Consider the following 19,437-nt stretch of genomic DNA (forward strand, 5'->3'; position numbering starts at 1 on the left):
CGCCCGCCTGGCAGCACCTCCCGCCGGAGCAGCTGGCACGGATGCACCAGCCGGGGGTCGTGCCGCTGCGCCCCCTCACGGTCGGCGACATCTTCAACGGGGCGCTGCAGACGATGCGGCGCAACCCGCAGGCCACGATCGGGGCGGCCCTCGTCGTGCTGGTCGTGCTGCTGGTGCCCTCGCTGCTGGCCTCCCTGGCCGTCACCCGCTGGGCCGGGCTGGCGGTGGAGGACCAGCAGGTCGCCGCGCTCGGCATCAACGGCCTCTCCAACGCGCTGGCCTCCGTCGCGCTGACCGGCATGATCGTCTACGTGGTCAGCGAGGCCGTGCTCGGCGACAAGGTCGACCTCGCCGAGACCTGGACCGCCGTCCGGGGCCGCCTGCCCGCGCTCGTGGGCAACCTGCTGCTCATCGTCCTGCTCCTCGTCCTCGCCGCCGCCGTCTTCGTGCTGGGTGTGGTCGCGCTCGCCCTGGGCGCCCCGGCGATCGGCGACGGCTGGTTGGTGGCGCTCGTCGTGCTCGCCACCCTGGGCCTGGTCGTCGCGCTCGTCTGGGCGGCGTGCCGGGTCGGGCTGGCACCGTGCGCGGTGGTGCTGGAGCGGGCCGGCCCCTGGCGTGCCATCCGGCGCGTCTGGTCCCTCACCTCGGGCTGGCAGGCCTGGCGCATCGTCGGCATCACGCTGCTCGCGGGGGTCCTCACCGGCATCTTCACCACCGCGGTGCAGGTCCCGGTCTCCTTCGTGACCATGGGGGTCATGGGCAGCCTGAGCGAGGGCCTCTCGCCCGTCGCCCCCGCCGTGCTCGTCGTCGACCACGTCGTCCAGCTGGTCGTGTCCACACTCGTCATCCCGTTCACGGCCGGCGTCACCGCGCTGCTCTACCTCGACCAGCGCATCCGCCGGGAGGGCCTGGACCTCGCGCTGGGACGGGCGGCCCAGGCCCGCGCGGCCGGGCGAGCCCGCTGACCACCCTGATGCTGCTCTCCGTCGGCGTCCCGGTCGACCCCGACCGCGACCAGGCCCGCGCCTGGCTGGAGGAGGAGCTCGCCCGTCCCGGCTACCAGCTGCGCGAGTCGTTCGTCGTCGGGGCGTGGACGTGGGTCCAGGACCGCCTGCCGTCCCTCGGCCCGGTCGGGGCGCTGCCGGCGTGGACGACGTGGGTCGTCCTCGGCGTGGTGCTCGGTGCCGTCCTGGCGGTGCTGACCTTTGCCCAGCGCGACCGCTGGCGACGGGCAGCGCTGACCGCGCGCAGCACCGGGTCGGTCCTGGACGAGGAGGGCCTGCGGGCCGAGGACTACCGCACGCGTGCCACCGCGGCACTGGTGGCCGGTGACCACGACGCCGCCCTGCTCGACGGCTACCGGGCGATCGCGGCCGGAGCGGTCGAGCGGACGCTGCTCGACGACCGCCCGGGTCGCACCGCCCACGAGGTCGCGCTCGCGCTGGAGCCCGTCTTCCCCGTCGACGCGGCGCCGCTCGCGGCAGCGGCGGACCGCTTCGACGCGGTCCGCTACGGCGACGGCCGGGCCCGCCCCGAGGACGCCCGGCAGGTCCTCGACCTCGGCGGACGGCTGACGGCCACCCGGCCCACCCTCCACCGCGCCGGCACCGCGCCCGGCACCGTGGTGGCGCCGTGACCACGACGCCGTCCCGGCGGCGCCTCCGGCGTTGGGTCCCCCCGCTCCTGCTCCTGCTCGCCGCCGCCGTGGTCGCCCTCCTGCTGTCCGCGCGGCCCCCTGGCGAGCCGCTCGGCCCCGACGACCCTGGGCGGGAGGGTGCCCGTGCCCTGGTCCAGGTGCTCGAGCAGCAGGGCGTCGACGTCCGCGTGGTCGAGGGCCTGACCGCCCTGCCCGACACGGTCGGGCCGGGCACGACGGTGCTCCTGGCGAGCACGGCATACCTGGGTCCGGAGGGCGGTGCGGACCTGGTCGCGCGCACCCGCTCGGCGGACGGGCTGGTCGTGGTCGCCCCCGACGCCGAGAGCTCCCCCGGGGCCGCGCTCGGGCTCGACCTCGACGTGACCTGGGGGTCGGGCCAGCAGCTGACCGGCGCCTGCGACGACCCCCGGGTCCGCGAGGGCGACGTGCTCTCCGGCTGGGACGTGGTGCTCCAGGCGGACGGCGTGGACCGCCGCTCGGTCGGGGCCTGCTTCCCGCCGACGCCCGGGCACAACGCCGGCGGGGCCCGCGACGCGGCGATGCTGACGTTCCCCGCCACCGCGGGACGGGCCCAGACCACGGTCCTCGGCTTCGGTCGGGCACTGACGAACGCCGAGATCACCGACGACGCGCACGCCGCCCTGGCCCTGCGCCTGCTCGGGCAGAGCCCGACGCTCCTGTGGGTCGTCCCGGTGCCCGCCGACGCCGGTCTCGACGCCTCCCTCGGCCTGTGGGACGTGCTGCCCCGCAACCTCACCGCGTCGGTCGTCCTGCTGGGCGCGACCGTCCTGGTGCTGGCCCTGTGGCAGGGCCGCCGCCTCGGTCCGGTGGTCGTCGAGCCGCTGCCGGCGGTCGTGCCCGCGGCCGAGACCACGCGCAGCCGCGGCCGGCTCTACCGCCAGGCACGCGACCGCGACCACGCCCTCGCCGCCCTGCAGGCCGGGGCACGGCACCGGCTCGCCCCGCGCCTGGGGCTCCCGCACCGCACGGACCCGCAGGCCCTGGCGCGGGCGGTCGCGGCGGCGACCGACCGCCCGGTCACCGAGACCACCCGCCTGCTCACCGACCCCGCCGCCCCGGACGACCACGCGCTCGTCACCACCGCCCGGGAGCTGCGCTCCCTCGAGGAAGGACTCCAGCCATGACCGACCCCTCCCGCGAACCGGTGCGCGACGCCCGACCGCCCGGCGACGCCGAGCGAGCGCGTGCCGCGCTCCACGCCGTCCGCGAGGAGGTCGCCAAGGCAGTCGTCGGCCAGGAGCAGGCCGTCTCCGGGCTCGTCGTGGCGCTGCTCGCGCGCGGGCACATCCTGCTCGAGGGCGTGCCGGGGACCGCCAAGACCCTCCTGGTGCGGACCGTCGCAGCGGCGCTGGACATCGACGCCAAGCGCGTGCAGTTCACCCCCGACCTCATGCCCGGCGACGTGACCGGATCGATGGTCTACGACGCTGGCCGAAGCGACTTCGCCTTCCGCCCCGGGCCGGTCTTCACCAACCTGCTGCTCGCCGACGAGATCAACCGGACCCCGCCCAAGACGCAGGCCGCCCTGCTCGAGGCCATGGAGGAGCGGCAGGTCACGGTCGACGGCACCAGCCACCAGCTGCCGGCGCCGTTCCTCGTCGCTGCGACCCAGAACCCGGTCGAGTACGAGGGCACCTACCCCCTCCCCGAGGCCCAGCTCGACCGCTTCCTCATGAAGGTGCTGCTGCCGCTGCCCCCGCGCGAGGACGAGGTGGAGGTCATCGGCCGGCACGCCGCCGGCTTCGACCCGCGCGACCTGGCCGCAGCGGGGGTGCGCGCGGTCGCCTCCGCGGACGACCTCGCCGCCGGGTCGGCAGCGGTCCGCACCGTCCAGGTCTCCCCCGAGGTCATCGGGTATGTCGTGGACCTGGCCCGCGCGACCCGCACCTCCCCCTCCCTGCAGCTGGGGGTGAGCCCGCGCGGGGCGACGGCCCTGATGACGACCGCCCGCGCCTGGGCCTGGCTCTCCGGCCGCGACTTCGTCACCCCCGACGACGTCAAGGCGCTGGCCCAGGCCACCCTCACCCACCGCCTCGAGCTGCGGCCGGAGGCCGAGCTGGAGGGGGTCACGACCGCGTCGGTCCTGGACTCGGTGCTGGCCGCCGTGCCGGTCCCCCGCTGAGCGCCTCCGATGGTCCTGCGCGGTCCCGTCGTCGCCCTGGTGCTGCTGGGGCTGGTTCCCGCCGCGCTGTGGCCGGGACGCGCGGGGCAGGTCGCTGCGCTGTGGCTGCTGGGGATCGCGCTGCTGGTCCTCGTCGACGTGCTGCTGACGCCGTCCCCGCGGACGGTGGGGGTCACCCGCGCGACGGTGCCGCAGGTGCGGCTGCACGAGACCACGACCACGACGCTCACCCTGCACAACCCCGGGGTGCGCCACCTGCGCGGGATGCTGCGCGACGCGTGGGTGCCGTCCGCGGGCGCCGCGCGCGACCGGCATACCCTCGACCTGCCCGCCGGGGAGCGGCGCACGGTGACGACGACGCTCACCCCCACGCGGCGCGGTGACCGACCGGCGGCGGGCACCACGGTCCGCACCCACGGCCCCCTCGGCCTCGCGGGCCGCCAGGTCACCACCCTCGTGCCGGGTGCTGTCCGCTCGCTGCCGCCGTTCCGGTCCCGGCGCCACCTGCCCGGCAAGCTGTCCCAGCTGCGCCAGCTCGACGGGCGCTCGGCCGTGCGGACGCGCGGGCAGGGCACGGAGTTCGACTCGCTCCGGGACTACGTCGAGGGCGACGACGTGAGGTCCATCGACTGGCGGGCCACCGCCCGGCGCCAGCACGTCGTGGTGCGCACCTGGCAGCCGGAGCGCGACAGGCGGGTGATCCTGGTCCTCGACACCTCGCGGACCAGCGCCGCCCGGGTCGGGGACGAGCCCCGGCTGGACGCCGCCATGGACGCCGCGCTGCTGCTGGCGGCGCTCGCGTCACGGGCCGGCGACCGCGTCGACCTGCTCGCCGGCGACCGCACGGTGCGGGCCCGGGTGGGGTCGGGGTCCGGCAGCGGGCCGGGCGGCTCGGCCCTGCTGCACCGGCTCGTGACCGCCATGGCTCCCCTGGTGCCTGCTCTGCTCGAGGCCGACTGGCCGCTGCTCGCTGGCGCGGTCACCGGCCTGACCCGGCGCCGCTCCCTGGTCGTGCTGCTGACGGCGCTGGAGCCCGCGGCCGTCGAGGAGGGGCTGCTGCCCGTGCTGCCCACCCTCACCGCCCACCACCGGGTGGTGGTGGCCTCCGTCGCCGACCCCGCGCTGCGCGACCTGCAGCAGGACCTGGGCACCGTCGGGGCGGTCTACGACGCGGCGGCCGCCGAGCGCACCGAGACCCTGCGGCAGCGCACCTCGACCGCGCTCGCCCAGCTCGGCGTCACCGTCGTGCACGCGCTGCCCGAGGAGCTGCCGGTGGCGCTCGTGGACCACTACCTGCTGCTCAAGAGCCGAGGGCTGCTCTGAGGCCGGGGCCCGGGTTACCCTGGCTCACGTGCTCCAGCCCGCCCGCCACCCGCTGACCCGCCCGTGACCGGCGACGGGACCGACCCGACCAGCACGCGCCACCCCCGCCCCGTCGACCTCACCCGCTTCGCGTGGCTCTCGATCGCCGCTGCGCTGGTCACGATCGGGCTCAAGGGTTCGGCGTGGTTGCTCACCGGATCCGTCGGCCTGCTCTCGGACGCGGCCGAGTCGCTCGTCAACCTGGTCGCTGCCGTCGTGGCCCTCGTCGCCCTCCGCGTCGCACTGCGGCCGCCGGACACGAAGCACAACTACGGGCACAGCAAGGCGGAGTACTTCTCCGCGGCGCTCGAGGGCCTGATGATCTTCGTCGCCGCGGCCCTCATCCTGATGACCTCGGTGCAGCGATTCCTCGACCCGCAACCGCTGCAGAACCTCGGCACCGGCCTGGCCATCTCGGTGGTCGCCTCCCTGATCAACGGAGGCGTCGCCTGGGTCCTCCTGCGGGCCGGCAGGAAGCACCGCTCGATCACCCTCACCGCCGACGGCAAGCACCTGCTCACCGACGTGTGGACCTCCGTCGGCGTCGTCGGGGGCGTGCTGCTGGTCTGGGTGACCGGGTGGGAACGGCTGGACCCGATCGTCGCCTTCGCGGTGGGCGTCAACATCCTGGTCACCGGATGGGGCCTGATCCGCAGCTCCACCGCCGGGCTGATGGACGTCAGCCTGCCCAAGGAGGACAACGCGCGGCTGCAGGAGATCCTGGACGGCTACGTCTCCGAGGAGATCCAGTTCCACGCCGTGCGGACCCGCGAGTCGGGCAACCGCCGGTTCATGGAGATGCACCTGCTCGTGCCCGGGGAGTGGTCGGTCAAGCGCGGCCACGACCTCGCCGAGGACATCACCGACCACCTGCTCCAGGCCTACCCCGACCTGCGGGTCAACTGCCACCTCGAGCCCATCGAGGACCCCCGGTCCTACGAGGACATGGGGATCTGAGCAGCCTGCTGCTCAGCACCCACGTCGCCGGTCGCGCCGCGCAGCACGGCCCGACGGCCCAGGGTGAAGACGTAGACGAGGAACAGCAGCAGCGCCGCCACCCCGATCCCCACGCGGGCCCAGGTCGGCAGCGACGACGGCGTGACGAACCCCTCGATCACGCCGGAGAGCAGCAGCACGAAGACCAGCCCGATGGCCACTCCGGCTGCGGTACGGCCCTCGGCGGCGAGGTTGGCCAGCCGGGCCCGGGGTCCGGGCGCCACCCAGGCCCAGAAGAGGCGCAGCCCGACGCCGGCCGCCACGAAGATCGCCAGCAGCTCGAGCAGTCCGTGCGGGGTGATCAACCCCCAGAAGACGTCGCCGCGGCCGTTCAGGTGCATGAGCGACCCGATGACGGCGACGTTCGCGATGTTCTGCCACAGCAGCCACACGACCGGGAACCCGAGCACCCCCATCCCGATGCACCGCGCCGCCACCCAGGCGTTGTTCACCCACACCAGCGTGGAGAAGCTGCTGGCGGTGTTCTCGGTGTAGTAGGACTCGAACTGCACGTTGACCAGCAGCTGCACCTCCTCGGGGGTGAGCAGCGTGTTCTCCACCACCGGGTGCGCGTAGAGCCACCACCCCAGCACCAGACCGACGACGACGTTGAGCACCGCGGTGACCCCCCACCACCACCGCAGCCGGTAGAGCGCCGCCGGGAAGTCCTCGGCGAAGAAGCGGCCGATGCCGGCCCAAGAGAAGGTCGGCACCCGTGAGGCCCGCGCCCGGGCGCGGGCGACGAGCGTGGAGAGGTGGGTGACGACGGTCGCGTCGGGGGCGCTGGAGCGCACCACGGAGAGGTCGGTCGCGGCCCGCTGGTAGCCGTCGAGGAGCTCGTCGGCCTCCGCACCGCTCAGCCGCGACCGCCGCGAGAGGGCGTCCAGCCGCGCCCACGCCGCCCGCCGCCGTCCCACCAGCGCGTCGAGGTCCACGGGCACACTGTATGCGGCCCCGCCCCACCGGACGCACGGTGCGGCGACGGGTTCCCCACCGCACGCGTGGTGCACCGGCCGCGCTCACTAGGGTGAGGCCCATGGCGGCCCGGGGCATCTTCGACACCGAGCGCTTCGTCACGGGCGAGGCGGTCGAGGTCGAGCTGCCGGCGGCCAGCCTGCCGCTGCGGATGGTCTCCGGTCTGATCGACCTCGTCGTGGTCGCGGTCGGTGTGCTCCTCCTGGTCTGGCTGCTCCCCTTCGACCCGACGGCGGCAGACGCCGCGCTCGGCCAGGCCTTCGGCATCGTCGTCGTGGCGATGGTGATGGCGGGTGTGCCGATCGCCCTGGAGACGCTCCTGCACGGACGCACCGTCGGCAAGATCGTCATGGGGTTGCGCACCGTGCGGGACGACACCGGCCCGATCGGGCTGCGCCACGCGACGATCCGGGCGCTGGCCGGGACGGTCGAGCTGTGGATGACGCTGGGCGGCCTGGCGCTCATCGTGGCGATGACGAACGAGCGTGCCCGGCGGATCGGGGACCTCCTCGCGGGGACGTACGTCGTGCGCGACCGGGTCCGTCTACGGCTGACCTCGGCGCCGCCGGCCTCGCCCCAGCTGGCCGGCTGGGCCGGCAGCACGGACCTCGGCGTCCTGCCCGACGGGCTGGTCGTGGCGGTGCGCCAGTTCCTCCTCCGGGCGGGCGACCTCTCGCCCGAGGCCCGGGCACGGACCGCCGCCGAGCTCGTCGGTGCCGTGCTGCCGCACGTGGCTCCAGCGCCACCGCCCGGAAGCCACCCCGAGGACGTGCTGGCCGCGGTGCTGGGAGAGCGCCGTCGTCGCGACGAGGTCAGGCTGGCCCGGGCGGACGAGCTGCGGGCGCGACTGCTGCCCGAGGTGTGAGGCTGCCCCTCCACCGCCTGGGCGGGCCGCGCCCAGACCCGCGCACCCTCGCCCGCGCACCCTCGCCCCGCGTGCACGAGGCACGCTGCGGCAGGTGCGCAGTGGCGCACGTCGTGCAGCGTGCGGTCTGCACCAGCAGACCCCCTGCCGGGCGGCCAGGCTTCCCGGGTGTTCCGCGGAACACCTGCCGCCGTCGGTGTCCCGCAGAACACCTCTCGACCTCACCTGAGCCGCACCGCGCCCCCCAGAGCGGTCACTCCCCGTCGTAGGCCGGCTTGAGCACGTCCTCGATGATCGCCAGCCGCTGGTCGAAGGGCAGGAAGGCCGACTTCATCGCGTTGACGGCGACGCGCCGAAGGTCCCGGTGCGTCCAGCCCGCCCGCTCGACGAGGAGCTCGGCCTCGCGCGTCATCGACGTCGCGCTCATCAGCCGGTTGTCGGTGTTCAGGGTGACGCGGAAGTGCAGGTCCTTGAGCAGCGTGATCGGATGGGCCTCGACGGAGGCGGCCGCGCCGGTCTGCACGTTGCTGCTCGGGCACATCTCCAGCGGGATGCGCCGGTCGCGCACGTAGGCCGCGAGCGGCCCGAGCACGAACGCACCGGGGTCGGTCGCACCGCGCGCGATCGCCGCCGGCAGGTCCGCCCGGACCGGCACCCCGCCGAGGGTGATGTCGTCCACGATCCGCACGCCGTGACCGAGCCGGTCGGCGCCGCACCGCTGGATCGCCTCCCAGATGCTGGGCAGGCCGAACGCCTCGCCGGCGTGGATGGTGAAGTGCTCGTTCTCCTGACGGAGGTACTCGAACGCGGCCAGGTGCCGGGTCGGCGGGAAGCCGTCCTCGGCCCCGGCGATGTCGAAGCCGCAGACCTCCTCGTCGCGGTGCCGCACCATGAGCTCGGCGATCTCCAGGGACCGGGCGGCGTGGCGCATCGCGGTGAGGATCGCGCGCACCCGGATCGTGCTCCCGCCGCCGGCCGCCTCCTCCTCCCCCTGCCGGAACCCCGCGTTGACCGCCCGGACGACCTCGTCGAGCGTCAGCCCCTGCTCCAGGTGCTGCTCGGGGGCGTAGCGGACCTCGGCGTAGACCACGCCGTCGGCCGCGAGGTCGAGGACACACTCGCGCGCGACCCGGCTCAGCGCCTCGACCGTCTGCATGACCCCCACGGTGTGCGCGAACGTCTCCAGGTAGCGCACGAGCGAGCCGGAGTCTGCGGCCTCGGCGAACCACGCGGAGAGCGCGTCCACCTCCTGGGCCGGGAGCGCTCCATACCCCTGGCCGCGGGCGAGGTCCAGGACGGTGGCCGGGCGCACGCCACCGTCGAGATGGTCGTGCAGCAGGACCTTGGGCAGCGACGCGAGGGACCGCTCAGGCATCGCGGTGCACCGCCTGCGGGGTGAAGGCCGGTGAGCAGACCGCGAGGTAGTCTGCGCCGGACGCCCCGACGGAGTAGCGGACCCACTCGCCCGCGCGGGTCAGGATGCACTCGCCGGCCGTGACGCTCGTCCTGCCCCCCTCGTGCTCGACCACGATCTCGCCGGCCAGCACGTAGGTGATCTCGTCGAAGTCCGGACGCTGCCCCGGTTCGTCCCACCCCGGTGGAGCGGTCATCCGCGCGACGGAGACACCCTCGTGGCCCGTGCTCGCGGCCCCGACCAGCTCCAGGATGAGCTTGTCGGAGGTGTCGGGGACGCGCACCGGCTGCAGCATCGTTGGCATGACCTCATCCTAGGGAGGGCCCGGCCGGGCCGGGTCGGACACCTACGATGAGGGGTATGCCGCAGACCCTCGCCCCCGGTCAGACCCTCACCGTCCAGGACGTCGCCGACCTCATCGACCACGCCCTGCTCAAGCCCGAGCTCACGCCCGCCGAGGTGGAGCGGGCCTGCCGCGAGCTCGCCGAGCAGGAGATCTGGTCGGTGTGCGTGCGCCCCAGCGACGTCGCCATGGCCCGTGCGGCGGTCGAGGGGCACTCCACGCGGGTGTGCACCGTCATCGGCTTCCCCCACGGGACCACGACGACCTCGACCAAGGTGGCCGAGGCGAAGCAGGCGCTCGCCGACGGCGCCACCGAGCTCGACATGGTCCTCAACATCGGCTGCCTGCGCGGCGGGGACGCCGACCTCGTGCGCGAGGACATCGCCGCCGTCGTCGAGGTGGGCCATGCTGCCGGGGCGCTGGTCAAGGTCATCTTCGAGACCGCGCTCCTCGACGACGCTCAGAAGGTGGCGGCGTGCCGGGCCAGCCAGGAGGCCGGGGCCGACTTCGTCAAGACCTCCACCGGGTTCGCCGGCGGCGGCGCGACGCTGCCGGACGTGCGGCTGATGCGGGCCAGCACCGGCCCCGACGTGCAGGTCAAGGCCTCAGGCGGGGTGCGGGACATCGACACGCTGCTGGCGATGGTGGCCGAGGGCGTCACCCGCATCGGCACCTCCTCGACCGAGGCTCTGCTCGCCGGCGCCCGGGAGCGCGAGGCGGCCGGCACCCTCGTGGTGCCGGAGCCCGGTGCCGACGTGACGGACCCCGACGGTCAGGACTACTGAGCGCGTCGTGGGCCGTGGTGGCGACACCACGGGCGGGCTCGAGGGGGAGCGAGAAGGCCTTCAGGCGATCCGGTCGATGACGATCGGGGTGGGCACCACCTCGTCTGCGGTCCCGATCCCCCACGCACCGTCGAGGGCCTCGACCGCACGCGCGAAGCGCTCGGGCGTGTCGGTGTGCAGGGTCAGCAGCGGCTGACCTGCGCGGACCTGTTCCCCCGGACGGGCGTGGATCTCGACGCCGGCCCCGGCCTGCACGGGGTCCTCCTTGCGGGCACGGCCCGCACCGAGGCGCCACGCCGAGACCCCGACCGCCAGCGCGTCGAGACGGGTGAGCACGCCGTCCGCGTCGGCCACCACCTGGTGGGTCTCCTGGGCGGTCGGCAGCGGCGCGTCGGGGTCGCCGCCCTGGGCGGAGATCATCCGCCGCCAGACATCCATGGCGCGGCCGTCGGCGAGGGCGTCCGCGGGGTCGACGTCCGTGACCCCGGCTCCCTGGAGCATCTCGCGGGCCAGAGCGAGGGTGAGCTCGACGACGTCCTCCGGTCCCCCGCCGGCGAGGACCTCCACCGACTCGCGCACCTCGAGCCCGTTCCCGGCCGTGCGCCCGAGCGGGGTGGACATGTCGGTCAGGAGCGCGACGGTGCGGACGCCGGCGTCGGTGCCGAGCGCGACCATCGTCTCGGCCAGCTCGCGGGCGTCCGTCTCTGTCTTCATGAACGCGCCGGACCCCACCTTGACGTCGAGGACGAGCACCCCGGTGCCCTCGGCGATCTTCTTGCTCATGATCGAGGACGCGATGAGCGGGATCGCCTCGACGGTGCCGGTCACGTCGCGCAACGCGTAGAGGCGCTTGTCGGCCGGCGCGAGGCCCGAGCCCGCCGCGCAGACGACCGCGCCGACGTGCTCGAGCTGCTCGAGCATCGCCTCGTTCGACAGCGACGCGCACCAGCCCGGGATCGCCTCGAGCTTGTCGAGCGTGCCGCCGGTGTGTCCCAGCCCGCGGCCGGACAGCTGGGGCACGGCGACGCCGCAGGCGGCGACGAGCGGCGCCAGCGGCAGCGTGATCTTGTCCCCCACACCGCCGGTGGAGTGCTTGTCCGCGGTGGGCCGGGACAACGCGGAGAAGTCCATCCGCTCACCGCTGGCGATCATCGCCGCCGTCCAGTCGGAGATCTCGCGCCGGGACATGCCGTTGAGCAGGATCGCCATCGCCAGCGCCGACATCTGCTCGTCGGCGACCACCTCTCGGGTGTAGGCGTCCACCACCCAGGCGATCTGCTCGGAGGACAGCTCGGACCGGTCGCGCTTGGTGCGGATGACGTCGACGGCGTCGAAGGACTCACTCATGTCGACCAGTCTCGCCCATCGCCCGGCACGCCTGGACGAGCCGCGCCACCGCGGGCCCAGGAGGTCGCTCCCCGGCGGCCTCGTCGGCCAGTCGACCCACGGTGCCCAGCCCCGCCGCGAAGGTGGCGCCACCGGTGCCGGGCGTGCCCAGCCCGGACTCCCGCATCCCCTTGAGCCGCGCCACCTCCCCGCGGATGTCCGCCACCACCCGCTGCACCTCGGCGTCGTGGCCGTGCCGGGCTGCAAGGTCGAGGTCACGTGCGCAGCTGGCGAGCTGGAGCCGCGCCATCGAGACGGCCGGGTCCTCGGGAGCACCGCCGAACGGCGTGGACACCGGCGCGGCCATCGAGGGGTATGGCGTGGGCGGGGGCGGCGGCGTCGAGCTCACCGGCCCGCCGGCCCCCGGGTAGCGGGGGATGTCGATCGTCGGCATCGGACCGCCCTCGTCGTGGACGGGCGCGTCCACCCGAGCAGGCCCGGTCCCACTGCCACGAGAACGGTTCCGCTGTCCCAGGACTCTCAGCACGATGAACCCGACGAACAGCGCCGGGACGACGGGAAAGTCGTTGTCGCTGAGGATGGACAGGAGAAGCAGCCCGCCGACGAACCACAGCCAGGGCGGGAGCGAGGGACGTGTCATCGTGGACCTCCGGAACGGTGTGACATGCTCGGGGACGTGCTCATCGCTGCCATCATGGACCTCGTCATACCTCCTGCGACCGACCTGCTGCGCCGCACGCGCACCAGGGCTGGGACGCACGGTGAGCAGCCCATGTTCCCCACCATCATCGCGGTCCGCAACGAGCGTGTGGTCGCCGCCGTCGTCACGCCGCGGATGGCGGCCACCCTGTCCTGCGCGCAGACCCTCGCCGTGGGTCTGGACGCCGACGCCCTGGTCGTGGTGGCCCAGGTCCAGCTGCAGGGCCGGCCGGCGCTGACCTACTCGGTGATGACCCGCGAGCGCCAGGCCAAGTTCTTCATCCAGCCGGTCGCCCTGCGCGACGACGAGCTCGTCAGCGACCGCCCGCTGGACGCGGGCGAACCTCAGGACGCCACCCTCCTCCGCGCCCTCGCCGAGGCCATGGGCCAGCGTCCGGTCGACGTGACCCGGGTCGCGCGGACCGACCGCGGCGGGACCTTCGGCGAGCAGACCTTCCTCCCGGCCGAGCAGGGGCGGGTCGTGGTCGACGCGGGCACGATGACGACGCTGCACGAGAGCGTCCGGGGCATCGCCGGCCAGGCTCTCTACCTGCCACGCAGCCCCGAGGCCGGCAGACTGGCCCTCGGGGCGGGGCTGCCCCGTCAGGCGCTGGTCACCGGGGCCGACTGGACCGCCGCCGTCGACACCACCGGCAAGGACGTCTGACCCCCGCACGCCCCGCGCTCGCGCCGTTCAGCTCTCGACGGCCGCCAGGTCCTCGGGACCGAACGCCTGCGGCAGCACCTCGTCCATCGGCAGCACGCCGCGCGGCGTCTGCAGCAGGCACGCAGCCCCGCCGTGCTCCCAGATCAGCTGGCGGCAGCGGCCGCAGGGCGTGATGACCCGGCCGTCGCGGTCCACGCAGACGACGGCGAGCAGCCGCCCTCCACCCCCGGCGACCAGGTCCGAGACCATGCCGCACTCGGCGCAGAGTGTCACGCCGTAGCCGGCGTTCTCGACGTTGCACCCGCGCACGACCCTCCCGTCGTCGACGAGGCCGGCGGCGCCGACCGGGAAGCGGGAGTAGGGCACGTAGGCCCGGGCGCTGACCTCCACGGCCGCGCCGTGCAGGGCGTCCCAGTCCACCTCGTGGGGCGTCACGGCATACCTTCTTCAGCTCTTGGTGTAGGGGATGCCCTCGGCCGCGGGAGGTCGGACCTTGCCGACGAACCCGGCGACCGCGAGGATCGTGATGAGGTAGGGAAGCATGAGCAGCAGCTCGGAGGGCACCCCGCTGCCGATGCTCGACAGCACGTTGCCCAGGTTCTTGGAGAAGCCGAAGAGCAGCGCAGCGAGCACGGCGCCCTTGGGGTTCCACTTGCCCAGGATCATGGCTGCCAGCGCGATGAAGCCGTTGCCGGCGGACATCTCGCGGCCGAAGGCCAGCCCGGAGCCGACGGTGAAGAACGCCCCGCCCAGCCCGGCGACCGCGCCGCCGAGGATGGTGTTCCACACGCGGGTGCGGTTGACCCTGATGCCCACCGTGTCCGCCGCCTTGGGGTGCTCCCCCACCGCGCGGGTGCGCAGGCCCCACCGGCTGCGGAAGAGCATGAACTGCAGCGCGACCACGAGCACGTACATGAGGTAGACGAGGACGGTCTGGTTGAACAGCACGGGGCCGAGCACCGGGATCTCCGCCAGGACCGGGATCCGAAGGCGCGGCAGGGGCATGCGGGTGTTCCACAGCGCCTTGTCGTCCGAGAGCACCGTGGAGAAGAAAAATCCGGTCAGGCCGATGATCAAGGTGTTGAGCACGACACCCACGATGATCTGGTTGACGCGGTAGGAGACCGCGAACCACGCGAGCACCGCACCCACCAGCGCCCCTGCGACCGGCGCGGCGACGAGGCCGGCGTAGCCGCTGCCGGCGGCCGACGCGACGACCGCGGCGGCGAAGGCCCCGAAGAGCAGCTGACCCTCGATCGCGATGTTGATGATCCCCGAGCGCTCGCAGATCAGGCCCGACATGGCACCGAAGACGAGCGGCACCGACAGGGCCAGGGCCCCGGCGAGCAGCGAGATCATCGGGATCACCGTCGACCGCCCGGCGCCGACGTAGGTCAGGAAGGCCAGCACGAGCGCCAGCCCCACCACCACGTGCAGCCAGCCGGGCGCCGGACGGCCCTGGCGCATCAGCAGGAACGCCCACACGGTCGCTGCCGCCATCACCAGCGTGAGCACGAGCACGCCGACCAGCGAGGGCACCTCGAAGTTGGGGATCGCGATGAACTCGGCGGACGAGCCCACCTGGTAGGTCGTCCTCGCGTCGGCCGGTGTGTTGAGCACGAACGCGAGCAGTGACGCCAGGGTCGCCAACGCGTAGACGACGGGGATCTTCGGGCCGACCCGGCGCCGGGTCACGGTCGGCCCTGTCGCCGTGGTGGAGCCACCGCCGGGGACGGGCGACGGGGGACGCTCGGTGGTGGCGCTCATGCCGTGACCTCCTCGGTGGTCGGACGGGAGGCCCTGGCCCGGGGCCTCCCGGGGTCGGGCAGCCGGAACACCCCGCGCACCAGCGGCGGCGCGGCGATGAACAGGACGATGAGGGACTGGACGACGAGCACGATGTCGATCGGCGTGGACGTCAGCGACTGCATGAGGAAGCCTCCGGCCTTGAGCGCCCCGAAGAGCAGTCCGGCGAAGAAGGTGCCCCACGGTCGGGAGCGGCCGAGCAGCGCCACCGTGATCGCGTCGAAGCCGTAGGAGGCGGCCACCCCGGCGGTGAGGGAGCGTTCCGTCCCCAGCACCTGGGCGGTGGCGGCCAGGCCGGCCAGCGCCCCGGCGATGACCATCGTGATGACGGTGATCCGACCCACCGACATCCCTGCGGTGCGGGCGGCGGCCGGGTTGGAGCCGACGGCCCGCAGCTCGAAGCCGATCGTGGACCGCTCGATCAACCACCAGACGAAGGCCGTGGCGAGGATCGCGACCACGAACCCCCAGTGCAGCCGGAAGGTGTTGCCGGGGATCAGCCAGTCCGGGACGAGCAACGGGTAGGTCGCGTCCGGGGAGACCGCGGGGCTGCGCTGCCCGGTGCGCCCCGGGTTGAAGCTCGGCTGCTTGAGCATGTAGCTGATGAGGTAGACGGAGATGTAGTTGAGCATGATCGTGACGATCACCTCGTTGGCGCCGAACCTGGCCTTGAGCACGCCGGGGATCCCGGCGTAGACGGCGCCTCCGACGGCACCTCCGAGGATCGCGACCAGCAGGTGGACGACGGGCGGCAGGTCGAGCGCGAAGCCCAGGTACGCGGAGACGATCGCGCCGACGATGATCTGGCCCTGGGCCCCGATGTTGAACAACCCTGCCCGGAAGCCGACGGCGATGCCCAGGCCGGCGAGGATCAGCGGCACGGAGAACACCATCGACTCGGTCAGCGGCTTGATCGCCGCCGCGAAGGAGGCTGCCTGCCAGTCGAAGACGGAGCCCCGGAACATCGCCACGTAGGCCTCGGTCATCGCCGTCCACCCCGCGGACAGGGTGTCGAGGGGCTGGGCGAAGAAGTAGGTCGCCGCTGCCCTCGTGTCCTCGTCGGCGAAGGCGATGAGCAGGCCTCCGATGAGCAGCGCCATCACGAACGCCAGGACCGACATCAGCGCGCTGCCGGACAGGATCTGGTGCAGGACCCCCGGACGCTCGTCGTCGCGGTGCGTGGCCCCGCCCTCGGGCGGGGCGGTCCCGGTCTCCGCCGGCGGCGCCGCGGCGGCCGGTTGCCCCTGGCCGGCGTCGGAGCCCTGGGACTGGCTGGGGTGGTCGGTCACGGCCGCTCCTCCGTGGTCGTGTGCGTGGTCGTCCCGTGCTGCTGCGCGTCGGGTATGCCGTCGCCGTCGAGGTCGGCCTGCCCCAGGACCGAGTGGTGCTCGGCAGCCTGGGTGCGTGCCTCCTCCAGCGGGACACCGGCCATCATCAGCCCGAGCATGTCGCGACTGGTGCCGCTCGAGGCTCCGTCGACGGGCACGTTGTCGACGATGCCGACGATGCGCCCGCGGTACATGACCGCGATCCGGTCTGCCAGCCCGAGCACCTCGTCCAGCTCGGTGGAGACGATGACGCAGGGCGTGCCGCGGTCGCGTTCCGCGACGATCCGCTGGTGGACGAACTCGACCGAGCCGACGTCCAGGCCGCGCGTGGGCTGGGAGGCGACGAGCAGCTGCAGCGAGCGCGACATCTCACGGGCGAGCACCACCTTCTGCGCGTTGCCGCCCGAGAGGGTGGAGATCGGGTCCTGGACGTCCGTGTAGCGGACATCGAACTCCTCGGCCCGCCGGGTCGCGTTGTCGGCGACCTTGGCCGGGCGCATGCTCACGCCGCGCGCGAAGGGCTCGGCGTCGTAGAGGTCCAGCACGAGGTTCTCGGCGATCGTGAAGCTGGAGATGACGCCGTCCGTGGACCGGTCCTCCGGGACGAAGCCGATGCCGGCCCGCAGCCGCTCGCGCACCGACATCCCGGCGATGTCCTTGCCCGCCAGCAGCATCCGTCCCCCGTCGACCTCCTCCAGGCCCAGGATGGCCTCGGCGAGCTCGGTCTGGCCGTTGCCCTGGACCCCGGCGAGGCAGAAGATCTCACCGCTGCGGACCTCGAAGGAGATGTCGTCGACGAGCACGACGCCGGCGGGGCTGATCACCGAGAGCCCGTCGACGACGAACGCGGGGTCACCGGTTCGCGCGGGGTCCTTGGTCACGGTGAGGCTGACCGAGCGGCCGACCATGAGCGAGGCGAGCTCGGTCTCGGTCGAGGTGGGGCTGGCTTCCCCCACGACCTTGCCGCGTCGGATCACCGTGATCCGGTCGGCGATCGCCCGGACCTCGCGCAGCTTGTGGGTGATGAACACGATGGAGGTGCCCGACTCCTTGAGCTCGCGCATGATGCCGATGAGCTCGTCGGTCTCCTGCGGCGTGAGCACGGCGGTGGGCTCGTCCAGGATGAGGACCTTGGCGTCCCGGGCCAGGGCCTTGATGATCTCGACCCGCTGCTGCACGCCGACCGGCAGGTCCTCGACCAGCGCGTCGGGGTCGACGTCGAAGCCGAACCGCCCCGAGATCTCCCGGACCCGGTCGCGGGCCTCCTCGAGGTTGAGGATCCCCGCCGGCCCGGTCGGCTCGTAGCCCAGCGCGACCGACTCTGCCACGGTGAAGACCGGGACCAGCATGAAGTGCTGGTGGACCATGCCGATGCCGGCGGCGACCGCGTCGCCAGGACCCACGAAGCTGACCGGGTGGTCGTCGAGCAGGATCTGCCCGCCGTCGGGGTCGTAGAGCCCGTAGAGGACGTTCATCAGCGTGCTCTTCCCGGCCCCGTTCTCCCCGAGCAGGGCGTGGATCTCGCCCGGCTGGACGACGAGGTCGATGTGGTCGTTGGCGACCAAGGTGCCGAACACCTTGGTGATGCCGCGCAGTTCCAGCTTCATCGCAGGGCGCTCCCGGTCACGGGTCGTGGGTGAGTGGTGTGCACGTCACGGGGGGACAGCGTAGCGGGGGGGGGGGGGGGGGGGGGGGGGGGGGGGGGGGGGGGGGGGGGGAGTGGGGCATGCGAGGAGGGAAAAGAGAGGGGATCCGCCCTTGGTGGGGTCGGCCCGCTCCGTGTACCTGTGCCTCTAGACGCGGTGCGTCACTGGGCGGGGGCGTTCGGCGTCTCGATGACCAGGTCGCCGGAGATGATCGCCTGGGTGTACTCCTCGAGCTTGTCGGAGAGCTCCTGCGGCACCTCGGTGCCCCGGATCTCCGCGAGACCGACGCCCTCGTTCTCGAGGGTGCCGACGTAGGGCTCGTTGGTGAACCCACCCTCGTAGGTCTCCGTGACGGTGTCCTGGACGGCCGGGCCGATCTGCTTCATGACCGAGGTCAGCATGATGTCGGCGTACTCGGACGCGGTCACGTAGCCGTCGGAGTCGACCCAGATGATCTTGACGTTGTCGCTCTCCGAGGCAGCCGCCGCGGCGCCCAGGCCGACGGGACCGGCGACCGGCATGACGATGTCGGCACCCTGCGCGATGAACTGCTCGGTGAGGGTCTGGCCCTGGCTCTGGTTCTCGAAGTCACCCGAGAAGGCGCCCTCCTGGGTCTCCTTGTCCCAGCCGAGGAGCTGCACGTCGGTGCCGTTGTCCTCGTTGTACTTCGCCACACCGTCGGCGAAGCCGTCCATGAAGATCGCCACCGAGGGGATCTGCATGCCGCCGAAGGTGGCGACCGTGCCGGACTCCGTGACACCGGCGGCCAGGTAGCCGGCCAGGTAGCTGGCCTCGGCGGTGTTGAAGAGGATCGGCTTGGCGTTGTCCAGGGTGATCGGCGCGAAGCTCGCGTCGGAGAACGCGGAGTCGATCAACGCGAAGTTGGTGTCCGGGTTCTCGGTGGCCGCGGTCTCGATCGCGTCCTCGAGGAGGAAGCCGACCCCGATCGTCAGGTTGCAGCCCTGCGTGACCAGGTTGTTGACGTTGGTCGCGTAGTCGGCGTCGGACTGGGACTCGACCTCGACAACCTCGATGCTCAGCTCCTCGGCGGCGAGGTCCAGCCCCTCCTTGCCCGACTGGTTGAAGGACTGGTCGTCGAACCCGCCGGAGTCGGAGACCATGCAGGCCTTGAAGTCCTCGGCGCCCGCCGCGCCGGTGGCGTCCGCGCCGTCGCTGGTGGCGGCGCCGGGGGAACCGGTGTCGCTGTCTTCAGGGGCCTCGCCGCACGCGGAGAGTGCCAGGGAGGCGGCCGCACCAAGGGCCGCGAGCTTCAGAACCCGACGCAAGGGGGTACTCCTTCATGAGGTGGGGTGGAACGAGCCGATCCTAGCGCGCCCTACTTCCCGGTAGCCACGCGGCACCGCGAAGGTGACCAAAAGGTGACCGACCTCGTCCCCACGGTCA

The 19,437-nt window shown here is 73.2% G+C and carries 19 protein-coding genes; 9 read left to right on the forward strand and 10 right to left on the reverse strand.

Features of this window, described 5'->3' with window-relative positions:
* Nucleotides 1-41 precede the first annotated feature (41 nt).
* From ACI3ET_RS08080 to ACI3ET_RS08105, 6 genes are all read left to right on the forward strand, one after another.
* Nucleotides 42-965 (forward strand): hypothetical protein, encoded by a 924-nt coding sequence (locus tag ACI3ET_RS08080; protein WP_405032498.1) that lies wholly within the window; start codon nt 42-44, stop codon nt 963-965.
* 8 nt (nt 966-973) lie between these two features.
* Nucleotides 974-1,636 carry a DUF4129 domain-containing protein gene (locus tag ACI3ET_RS08085; protein ID WP_405032499.1) on the forward strand — a complete coding sequence of 221 codons (663 nt, stop codon included), beginning with the start codon at nt 974-976 and terminating at the stop codon, nt 1,634-1,636.
* Complete coding sequence (locus ACI3ET_RS08090; protein ID WP_405032500.1) at nt 1,633-2,802, forward strand: DUF4350 domain-containing protein; 1,170 nt, start codon at nt 1,633-1,635, stop codon at nt 2,800-2,802. The genes ACI3ET_RS08085 and ACI3ET_RS08090 overlap by 4 nt, the downstream gene beginning before the upstream one ends.
* Nucleotides 2,799-3,800 (forward strand): AAA family ATPase, encoded by a 1,002-nt coding sequence (locus ACI3ET_RS08095; RefSeq protein WP_405032501.1) that lies wholly within the window; start codon nt 2,799-2,801, stop codon nt 3,798-3,800. The genes ACI3ET_RS08090 and ACI3ET_RS08095 overlap by 4 nt, the downstream gene beginning before the upstream one ends.
* Nucleotides 3,801-3,809: 9 nt before the next feature.
* The gene (locus ACI3ET_RS08100; RefSeq protein WP_405032502.1) at nt 3,810-5,123 is read left to right on the forward strand and encodes a DUF58 domain-containing protein; all 1,314 of its coding nucleotides are present in this window, start codon (nt 3,810-3,812) and stop codon (nt 5,121-5,123) included.
* 63 nt (nt 5,124-5,186) lie between these two features.
* On the forward strand, nt 5,187-6,119 hold the full coding sequence (locus ACI3ET_RS08105) for a cation diffusion facilitator family transporter (RefSeq protein ID WP_405032503.1): 933 nt from the start codon (nt 5,187-5,189) through the stop codon (nt 6,117-6,119).
* Here ACI3ET_RS08105 and ACI3ET_RS08110 read toward each other — a convergent pair.
* Nucleotides 6,098-7,093, reverse strand: coding sequence for a stage II sporulation protein M (locus tag ACI3ET_RS08110; protein WP_405032504.1), 996 nt, complete (start codon nt 7,091-7,093; stop codon nt 6,098-6,100). The genes ACI3ET_RS08105 and ACI3ET_RS08110 overlap by 22 nt on opposite strands.
* Nucleotides 7,094-7,194: 101 nt before the next feature.
* Between ACI3ET_RS08110 and ACI3ET_RS08115 the strand changes: the two genes are divergently transcribed.
* Complete coding sequence (locus tag ACI3ET_RS08115; RefSeq protein ID WP_405032505.1) at nt 7,195-7,998, forward strand: RDD family protein; 804 nt, start codon at nt 7,195-7,197, stop codon at nt 7,996-7,998.
* 253 nt (nt 7,999-8,251) lie between these two features.
* On the opposite strand, the gene ACI3ET_RS08120 is transcribed toward ACI3ET_RS08115, so the two are convergent.
* Complete coding sequence (locus ACI3ET_RS08120; protein ID WP_405032506.1) at nt 8,252-9,373, reverse strand: adenosine deaminase; 1,122 nt, start codon at nt 9,371-9,373, stop codon at nt 8,252-8,254.
* Nucleotides 9,366-9,716, reverse strand: coding sequence for a cupin domain-containing protein (locus ACI3ET_RS08125; protein WP_405032507.1), 351 nt, complete (start codon nt 9,714-9,716; stop codon nt 9,366-9,368). Before ACI3ET_RS08125 ends, ACI3ET_RS08120 begins: the two co-directional genes overlap by 8 nt.
* 56 nt (nt 9,717-9,772) lie before the next feature.
* Here ACI3ET_RS08125 and deoC point away from each other — a divergent pair, with 56 nt between their 5' ends.
* Entirely contained in the window at nt 9,773-10,540 is a 768-nt protein-coding gene (gene deoC, locus ACI3ET_RS08130) for a deoxyribose-phosphate aldolase (RefSeq protein ID WP_405032508.1), read from the forward strand.
* Between the two features lie 60 nt (nt 10,541-10,600).
* Here deoC and ACI3ET_RS08135 read toward each other — a convergent pair whose 3' ends face one another.
* Nucleotides 10,601-11,887 (reverse strand): thymidine phosphorylase, encoded by a 1,287-nt coding sequence (locus ACI3ET_RS08135; RefSeq protein WP_405032509.1) that lies wholly within the window; start codon nt 11,885-11,887, stop codon nt 10,601-10,603.
* Nucleotides 11,880-12,527, reverse strand: a complete 648-nt coding sequence (locus ACI3ET_RS08140) for a hypothetical protein (protein ID WP_405032510.1) — start codon at nt 12,525-12,527, stop codon at nt 11,880-11,882. The genes ACI3ET_RS08135 and ACI3ET_RS08140 overlap by 8 nt, the downstream gene beginning before the upstream one ends.
* A 24-nt stretch (nt 12,528-12,551) precedes the next feature.
* On the opposite strand from ACI3ET_RS08140, the gene ACI3ET_RS08145 reads away from it, so the two are divergent.
* Nucleotides 12,552-13,253 carry a hypothetical protein gene (locus ACI3ET_RS08145; protein ID WP_405032511.1) on the forward strand — a complete coding sequence of 234 codons (702 nt, stop codon included), beginning with the start codon at nt 12,552-12,554 and terminating at the stop codon, nt 13,251-13,253.
* A 27-nt stretch (nt 13,254-13,280) separates the two neighbouring features.
* Here ACI3ET_RS08145 and ACI3ET_RS08150 read toward each other — a convergent pair whose 3' ends face one another.
* From ACI3ET_RS08150 to ACI3ET_RS08170, 5 genes are all read right to left on the reverse strand, one after another.
* Complete coding sequence (locus tag ACI3ET_RS08150) at nt 13,281-13,688, reverse strand: cytidine deaminase (RefSeq protein WP_405032512.1); 408 nt, start codon at nt 13,686-13,688, stop codon at nt 13,281-13,283.
* A 12-nt stretch (nt 13,689-13,700) separates the two neighbouring features.
* On the reverse strand, nt 13,701-15,020 hold the full coding sequence (locus ACI3ET_RS08155; protein ID WP_405032513.1) for an ABC transporter permease: 1,320 nt from the start codon (nt 15,018-15,020) through the stop codon (nt 13,701-13,703).
* The gene (locus ACI3ET_RS08160) at nt 15,017-16,348 is read right to left on the reverse strand and encodes an ABC transporter permease (protein WP_405032514.1); all 1,332 of its coding nucleotides are present in this window, start codon (nt 16,346-16,348) and stop codon (nt 15,017-15,019) included. The genes ACI3ET_RS08155 and ACI3ET_RS08160 overlap by 4 nt, the downstream gene beginning before the upstream one ends.
* Nucleotides 16,345-17,994 (reverse strand): ABC transporter ATP-binding protein, encoded by a 1,650-nt coding sequence (locus tag ACI3ET_RS08165; protein ID WP_405032515.1) that lies wholly within the window; start codon nt 17,992-17,994, stop codon nt 16,345-16,347. Before ACI3ET_RS08165 ends, ACI3ET_RS08160 begins: the two co-directional genes overlap by 4 nt.
* Before the next feature lie 200 nt (nt 17,995-18,194).
* Nucleotides 18,195-19,319 (reverse strand): BMP family lipoprotein, encoded by a 1,125-nt coding sequence (locus tag ACI3ET_RS08170; protein ID WP_405032516.1) that lies wholly within the window; start codon nt 19,317-19,319, stop codon nt 18,195-18,197.
* Between the last annotated feature and the right edge of the window lie 118 nt (nt 19,320-19,437).

Source organism: Ornithinimicrobium jinqii (genome assembly GCF_045032595.1).
Lineage (GTDB): Bacteria > Actinomycetota > Actinomycetes > Actinomycetales > Dermatophilaceae > Ornithinicoccus.